7 protein-coding genes and 4 tRNA genes are annotated in these 6,843 nt (G+C 26.5%); 2 read left to right on the top strand and 9 right to left on the bottom strand.

Features of this window, described 5'->3' with window-relative positions:
- Positions 1-223 precede the first annotated feature (223 nt).
- Both EPJ72_RS08065 and EPJ72_RS08060 read right to left on the bottom strand, forming a co-directional pair.
- Positions 224-673: a DUF4234 domain-containing protein gene (locus EPJ72_RS08065; protein WP_439897267.1), complete on the bottom strand. Its 450-nt coding sequence runs from the start codon at positions 671-673 to the stop codon at positions 224-226.
- Between the two features lie 27 nt (positions 674-700).
- A complete protein-coding gene (locus tag EPJ72_RS08060) occupies positions 701-2,056 on the bottom strand; it encodes an aspartate kinase (protein ID WP_147731667.1) in 1,356 nt (451 codons plus the stop codon).
- Between the two features lie 220 nt (positions 2,057-2,276).
- Between EPJ72_RS08060 and EPJ72_RS08055 the strand changes: the two genes are divergently transcribed.
- Complete coding sequence (locus EPJ72_RS08055) at positions 2,277-3,884, top strand: hypothetical protein (RefSeq protein ID WP_147731666.1); 1,608 nt, start codon at positions 2,277-2,279, stop codon at positions 3,882-3,884.
- 63 nt (positions 3,885-3,947) lie between these two features.
- Complete coding sequence (locus tag EPJ72_RS08050) at positions 3,948-4,352, top strand: YkvA family protein (protein ID WP_242004965.1); 405 nt, start codon at positions 3,948-3,950, stop codon at positions 4,350-4,352.
- Positions 4,353-4,399: 47 nt separating this feature from the next.
- Here EPJ72_RS08050 and EPJ72_RS08045 read toward each other — a convergent pair.
- From EPJ72_RS08045 to EPJ72_RS08015, 7 genes are all read right to left on the bottom strand, one after another.
- Positions 4,400-4,472, bottom strand: a tRNA-Arg gene (locus EPJ72_RS08045).
- Between the two features lie 66 nt (positions 4,473-4,538).
- A complete protein-coding gene (locus EPJ72_RS08040) occupies positions 4,539-5,243 on the bottom strand; it encodes an outer membrane beta-barrel protein (protein ID WP_147731665.1) in 705 nt (234 codons plus the stop codon).
- Positions 5,244-5,317: 74 nt separating this feature from the next.
- Positions 5,318-5,393, bottom strand: a tRNA-His gene (locus EPJ72_RS08035).
- A gap of 39 nt (positions 5,394-5,432) precedes the next feature.
- Positions 5,433-5,506: transfer RNA gene (locus EPJ72_RS08030), tRNA-Arg, on the bottom strand.
- Positions 5,507-5,508: 2 nt separating this feature from the next.
- Positions 5,509-5,582: transfer RNA gene (locus EPJ72_RS08025), tRNA-Pro, on the bottom strand.
- Between the two features lie 65 nt (positions 5,583-5,647).
- The gene (locus EPJ72_RS08020; RefSeq protein WP_147731664.1) at positions 5,648-5,887 is read right to left on the bottom strand and encodes an integrase core domain-containing protein; all 240 of its coding nucleotides are present in this window, start codon (positions 5,885-5,887) and stop codon (positions 5,648-5,650) included.
- A gap of 197 nt (positions 5,888-6,084) precedes the next feature.
- Positions 6,085-6,603, bottom strand: coding sequence for a transposase (locus EPJ72_RS08015; protein WP_147730615.1), 519 nt, complete (start codon positions 6,601-6,603; stop codon positions 6,085-6,087).
- Between the last annotated feature and the right edge of the window lie 240 nt (positions 6,604-6,843).

The following is a 6,843-nucleotide window of genomic DNA, read 5'->3' as shown; positions in this document are numbered from 1 at the left end:
TTAAATTCTGTGCTATAATCTCTTTTCATAGTAGCATCCTTTTTATTTGTTTTATGTTCAAAATATTATAACAAGGATACTGCTTTTTTTATACTAAAAAATGTCCAATATCTCACACTCCTTAACACTTTTTCATTATTAATTTTCTTTATAATTAATTATATACTAAATATAATAAAATATTTATTATATTGTATCTGATTTTTTCCAAATATTATTAAGTTTATCTTGTAAAATAAGAGAAGATGCATTTACTATATATAAGACTAAAAGGTATAATTCTTAAAATAGCAAAGATTCTATCAATATCATCATCTATATAATTAATACTAAGTGTTAAAATGATAATACTAAATATTATATTAAAAAACCAAGCAAGAAAAATAATAATATCTATTAAAACGAGCATAATAGTTTTATCTTCAGTATTATCAATACCAATTTTAGCAGGCATTTCTTTATATACTATCTTGCCATATTTATAATACCAATATTTAAAATAAAGCCCGCAGGTAAAAAATCCCAATAATACTTCAATCAACGGATTAATATCTTCTTTACCTGTGAAATCTTTTATTGATATTATAGTTTTATATATCCAACAAAATAATCCACAGGTAAGTATATTAAGCAAAAGAAGTAAAGGAATTGGGACTATTACTCCTTTTTTCATAAAAAATATTCTCCAAATTATTCCTAATTACTGCTCAGTAAAAAAAGCTTTGTAAACAGCATTAATAGCCTTATTCAAATCTTTTTCTTTTACTCCTATCATAATACTAGCTTCACTAATACTTTGGTTAAGCATTTCAATATTAACGTTAGCCTTCTCTATAGCATTCATAGCCTTAGCAGAAATACCAACAACTTCCTGCATACCCTCTCCAACAAGCATTAGCAAAGCCAATTCATTATCAAAAAAAACATTATCCACATTAAGCTCATCGCGTACCCTCTCATAAATGCGTTTCTCTTTCTCTTTTGTTAAAGTAGAAGCTCTAACTATTACAGATATATTATCTATACCAGAAGGAGCGTGCTGATATGGTATGCCTTCATTTTCTATTATCTCTAATAATTTTCTGCCGAAACCAACTTCTCTATTCATAAGATATTTACTAACATAAAGACAAGAAAAATCAGATTCTCCAGAAACTCCCACAACAGGATTTTTTAATTTATCTCTACTAGCAACTATTTTAGTACCTTTTGAAGCAGTATTATTAGTGTTAAGTATATGAACAGGTATATTAGCTTCATAAACAGGCTGAAGTGCCTCTGCATGAAGAACATTAAAACCGCCATAACTAAGCTCACGCATCTCTCTGTATGTAAACTCATCTATAAGTTTAGGGTTATCCACTATACTAGGAGAAGCAGCTAAAACTCCATCTACATCAGTAAAGTTTTCATATACTTCAGCTTCTACTGCTTTAGCAAGTATAGAACCTGTTATATCACTTCCCCCCCTTGGGAAAGTTACAACATCTCCCTTTTGTGTATATCCAAAAAATCCAGGGAAAACTACTATAGCACTTTCATCTTTTAATTTGGCTAAATTCTTATAAGAAACATCAAGCACAGCAGCATTTCCAAACTCTTCAGATAATAATAATCCCGCATCTTTAGGATTAACATATTTTGCCTCTACTCCTAAACTATTAATATATGAAGCTACCACTTTAGCATTAAGGTCTTCTCCTAATGCCTTAACACCATCTTTAAACTTTACAGAAATGCTTTTATCTTCCGATATTCTCTTTTTTATATCGCTGTCAATCTCTTCTAAAAGTGAATGTGATAATCCTAAATCATCTATTATACTTTTAAATCTTTCTATTATTATCTTTAATTCATGATTTCCGTCTTTTCCATCAAGTATAGCATCTGCAAGTGCTATAAGCAAATCTGTAACCTTTGTATCTTCTTTTACTCTCTTACCGGGAGCAGAAACTACAACTATTCTTCTATCTCTATCAGATAAAACTATATCTACAACTTTTTTTATTTGTGAAGCATTAGCAAGCGAAGAGCCTCCAAATTTTGCCACTTTCATTATTTAATATCCTCCGTAAAAAACACAAATATATTACTGCTTATAATAACATAAATAATACTTTTATTCAATTATCAATTATAAAATTAATTAAAATAATAATACGGAATTTTATATTTAATAGATTATATTAGCATCAAATAATATATTTTCATAATTTAATTATATAACTAAAATGACGAAAATAGTTAATTGTATAGCCGTGTAGAGTGTATATAATATGATAAGCATTAAAAGAAGACGTCAAATAAAAGCAACTATTATAGTATCTTCAATACTAATAATAATTTTAGCTATAATATTAATAATAGGATACTACCCATTTGGATTGCATCAAAAAAACATGAAAAATATTAATATGCCAAAAGATAGTATTATATATATAAGTGCTAAAAGTATAAATGAAAGTATATCTAAATTTACAGGCTCTGTGTATGCTTATAGAATATCCCATGACGAATCTATGTATGATTTTTCTATAATGATGAAAACTCTTGATGCTTTTTTTTATAATTTAAAAAATAATTCAAATTTTTTTATAAAGCAATTTTCTAAAATTTTAACTTCAAGAAATGCATCTATACTTTTATGGAAATATAATAATAACCTTTCAAACTCAGAGTTATTATATTTCTTTGATGTTGGAAAAGTTAATACTTTTTTAGCAAATATTTTTTTTAATTTGAAAACAATAAATATAGGTACTATAAAATATGAAATAAAAAAAGAAATGTACAACAATTATAAAATATTTGGTTTAATAAATGATAAGCCATTAATTTATTTTTCGTTTTATGATGGCATTATAATAATTAGCAAAAATTACTCTAGTATAAAAAAAATTATAGATTTCTTTGATGCTAAAGCAGGAAGTTTTGAAAATATTAGTATATTAAAAAATTCATCATTAGATTATAATCCTGATATTTCTTTTTATGTAAATAAAAAATTATTTGATGATAATAAATGCGAAGGCTCTATGCTATTCGCCCCAATAAAATATTTTAAAGATGTGTACAATATATATGGAAATATAAAATTATATGATGATAATGGCAAAATGGATATTTTTGTTGATTATCAATATGGAGGCTCTGATAAATTTGAACTTTATAATTTAAATAAAAAAAATAATATACAAAATTATTTGCCTTATCAAAATACTGTTGTATTTTTATCATTAAAATCATATCTTTCTGGACTATACCCTATCATATATAATGATTTAAAAAATGATGATGATACAAAAATAAAAAAAGAATTACTAAATCTTTTTAATAAAATGAATAACAAATATGATTTTTTAAGCATTATTAGCGATTTGTATGGAGAGATGGCTTTAGCTTATATAGAATCGAGTAAAATAATTTATCCTGTTATGATATTTAATATAGAAAATTATGATAATATTTTGCCGAAATTAGAAAATGAATTATTAAAAAAATATATTAACATTACAAAGTCAGAGAAAAATTATAATAATAGTTATATATATTCTTATACTTTTCCTAATAGCTCATCACTATATTACACATTTATAGATAAAATATACTTTTTTAGTGAAAACATAAAAGCCATAGAAACAACAATAAATAACATGAATAGTCAAACAACTCTAAATGAGATGACTAAAAAAATAGATAATTATAATCCAAATTATATATTTACAATACAATTAGAAAAAGCAAACAGCATACTAAAATATTTTAATGTGCCTCTTAGAAATTGGAGCTATCCTAATAATTTAGTAATAGGAAGCACTATAAACTCAAATCATACACATATAAATATAAACTTTGATGCAAATTTTACAAAATTAGAAAAATAAACTATTTTAATTTTAGTATTATGAATTATAATATTATTAAATATATTATTTGGAGATTTACAGATGATTGATTTTAAAGATAAAGCTAAAGAATTGTGGACAAACTTAAGCAAAAATATAGATAGAGAAAAATTGGAATCTCTTTTATCTAAAACTAAAGAAATATTAAGCATATCTGCATCTTCTGATAAACTTAATAAAATAAAAGAACAAATAGAAACACTTATAAATATGATTAAAGATTATGTAAATGGCAATTATAAAGATATACCTTGGAAAGCAATATCAGCAATATCTGCAGCTTTATTATATTTACTTCTTCCTACTGACATTATTCCAGATTTTTTACCAGTAGTTGGTTTATTAGACGATGCTTTTATTATAGGGTTATGTATAAAACTTTTTAATGATGAGATAGAAAAATACAAATTTTGGAAAAATGGCTCTTTAGACAATGAAAAAAAATAATATAGATATATCAGACGATGAATAAGAACTACGCGTCTGAGAGGATTCGCGTCTGAGAGGATTCGAACCCCAACCGGCGGAACCGAAATCCGCTGCTCTATCCAATTGAGCCACAGACGCTTTTTTAATTTTTATATTAATTAATAGTAATTAATTATCGGTAAATATTTTTATTATTATACAATATTATAGTTTAGGAGCAAATCTTAAACCTAATTGCAAACCCAAATCAAAACTATCAACACTATTATATTCATTGTCTATAGTACTTTTTTGAGCCAAACCAAAATCATAACCTAAATAAGCTCCTATATTCAAAGCTACCTTAGAACCAAAGTATATAGAATAATCAAAAGTAACCTTAACATAAGGAATAACATTTCTAGTATATTTTTCTATATCTTTTCTTTTTAAACTAGATATAACTTTTTCATTGATACCAAGTATAGTGCTATCTACTTCATAAGTAGCTGTAATAGGTATCTTAACACCAGCACCAACACCTATAGCAAATTGACCAATATTTATTTTTGGAAGCAAGCCAACTTGAAAGCTATGAGTATACATGTTTAAATTCATTTCAGTTTTTTGACCTAAAATTTCAGACTGAAGCAAATACATTTTATAGCTGTCATAACTATATCCAAACTCACCCAATATGCTAACACCTAATTTACCAATACCTATCATATATCCAATCTGAGCAGTAACTCCAGAATCAAAACCCACCTTACCTTTATCAGATAAAGCCTCATAAGTACCAGTAGGAACACCAATAGATAAACCTAAAGGTACATTAATTATAGTTTCAAAACCGCTAGCAGCAAATACTGATATATTGCTTATTGCGAAGATAGAAAATATTAATAATAGTTTTTTAACTTTTTTCATTTTGTATCCTCCATAATAGAAATGTTATATTAAAGAGGAAAAATATCAAGTATAATATTGCTTGTTATTAGGAAGGGCGAAAGACGGGACTTGAACCCGCGACATCCAGATCCACAATCTGGCGCTCTAACCAACTGAGCTACATTCGCCATAAAAGAAAAAAAAGAGCCTTTGATTTAAGACCCCATACGCGCCAGACAGGAATCGAACCTGTAACCTACTGCTTAGAAGGCAGTTGCTCTATCCAATTGAGCTACTAGCGCATTCGGGATGGTGAGACTCGAACTCACAACCCCCTGCTCCCAAAGCAGGTACGCTAACCAATTGCGCTACATCCCGTTAAATATGTTTTTCAATTGTATATTAATTTCTTTTTTTGTCAACTAATTTATTATATTATTTTGTCATGGAGCCATAGATATTGTACTTTTACTTGCTATAATATTTTTGATTCTTTCTTTGATTGTAATATACAATAACGAAGAAATCAATCTTTGATTGTTATAAAAATGTGTATATTCTTTTAATTTTTCTCTCAATAATTCTACAGTTATATTTTTATTTAATCGTGAATAAAATTCTCTTTCGTCTATGCCGTGTACTCTTTCTACTACACCATTGTATCTTGGTGTTGCTATAGGAATATATCTCCTCTCTAATTTATTTTTTTAAGCAGTATTCATCAAAAATATTTATTTTAGAGGTATTAATACAGCGATAAGTATATTCCATACCATTGTCCGTTTGTATAGCCTGTATCTTAAAAGGTGAAGTTTTCAATACATATTTTAAGAAAGATAAAGCACTATAAGGTGTTTTATCTTCATAGATTTCTCTCCAACTATAACGAGCAGCTAAATCTACAGCTGTGAATTGATAAACTCTTTTTCTGCCTAATTTGATATATTTTACCGAAGGTACGCAAGGCGGTATCTATTTGAACTATTTTGCCCTCTTTTTGTATTTTAGAGACAAATTTTCGTTTATCATATCGCTTCTTTTTCTTTTTTATTTTGTATCTCCAAAGATTATTTCTTTTTAGTACATTCTCTATAGCTGTAACACCTATATTAATGCCTTCACGATTTAAATATGCTTTAATATAATGCTTACCTCGATATTCTTTAGTATAGAGTTCAATAATTAAATTAATAGCTTCTTGATTATTAAAGATATTTGGAGAAGTTTTCGGTCTAGTGCTAAAATTAGCGACAGTTCCAGTGTCTTTATATTTCTTAAGCCAAGTATAAAAAGTAGATTTATTTATTCCTTCTATCTTTAAAAATCTTTTAATATTTTTAGTTTTTAATGCTTCATCCACTATAAATAATTTAAATTCTGTGCTATAATCTCTTTTCATAGTAGCATCCTTTTTATTTGTTTTATGTTCAAAATATTATAACAAGGATACTGCTTTTTTTATACTAAAAAATGTCCAATATCTCATACTCCTAAACATTTATTATATTATTTTTGTTTAGGAGCCACAGATATTGCACGTTTTTTTAGTTTAAAAAAGTAGGTATTCCTTATAATTTAATTAATTAAAATAAAACAAAAGGAATACCTATGAAAGAATATACTTCAAATCAAAGAAAAA

The organism is Brachyspira pilosicoli (assembly GCF_008016535.1).
Classification (GTDB): Bacteria; Spirochaetota; Brachyspiria; order Brachyspirales; family Brachyspiraceae; genus Brachyspira; species Brachyspira pilosicoli_A.
Note: the sequence above shows the minus strand (reverse complement) of the source record. Positions and strands in the feature narration are given on the sequence as shown.